Consider the following 802-nt stretch of genomic DNA (forward strand, 5'->3'; position numbering starts at 1 on the left):
TCAAGTTTTCGCTGTCATATTTATCTGTAACACCTACAGATTGGATATTGTGAGCGTCAGTGAAGTTAGTTGTGTCGAGCCATACTTGGTAGACAAACTTATCACCTTTCTTGAGTGTCTTAGTATTGATATTTTCAGCTTCGTTGTTAGCTGTGCTGTCAGCGTAAGGATCCTTGTTAGTATCGCCTACTTTATCTTTCAACTCAGCATCATCGTCAACAAGTTTCATACCAGTGATATCGAATTTCTCTTTAGAAACAACGTATTTCTCTGGTTGGAACTTAGGTTTTTCTGGTGGACGAACAGTGTTGTTAAATTCTTTGTCTGCTGGGTCGTTCACTTTAGTGATAAGAGCTTTCGCTTTACCATCATGTGATACTTCAACAGTGACAAGAGCTTTCATTGAATCGTAAGAAACAGTTCCGTCAGTACCCTTAACTTCTTCTACAGTGTAGTTGTGAGTACCTTCTTGGCCTTTCTTGAATTCAAGAGCAGCAAATTTAACGTTACCTGCAGCGTCGTTCTTAACTGTTTGAAGGATGTTTCCATCTTTATCTTTAAGAACGAAGCTGAATTCGTTGGCTTTAAGTTCACGACCTTCAAGTTTCTTAGTGAAGTTAAATTCAACTTCAACTGGGATGTTAACTACACGTTTTTCTGTTGGTTTTTCAGGTTTCTTAACAGTCTTACTTTGTGGATCGTATTGGTGAACGATTTGTGAGGCTGTATTTTCGATGTCAACACCGCCCTTAGCAGATTGTTTAATTTCTGCTGGGATTTCAAACTTGTAGTAACGTCCGAA

1 protein-coding gene is annotated in these 802 nt (G+C 38.7%); it reads right to left on the reverse strand.

All coding sequences use genetic code 11. The features are described from left to right. A partial coding sequence (locus AX663_RS05040) for a Spy0128 family protein (protein WP_331708974.1) occupies positions 1–802 on the reverse strand: 802 nt, incomplete at both ends.

Origin of the sequence: Streptococcus sp. CCH8-H5, assembly GCF_001556505.1 — a bacterium.
GTDB lineage: Bacteria > Bacillota > Bacilli > Lactobacillales > Streptococcaceae > Streptococcus.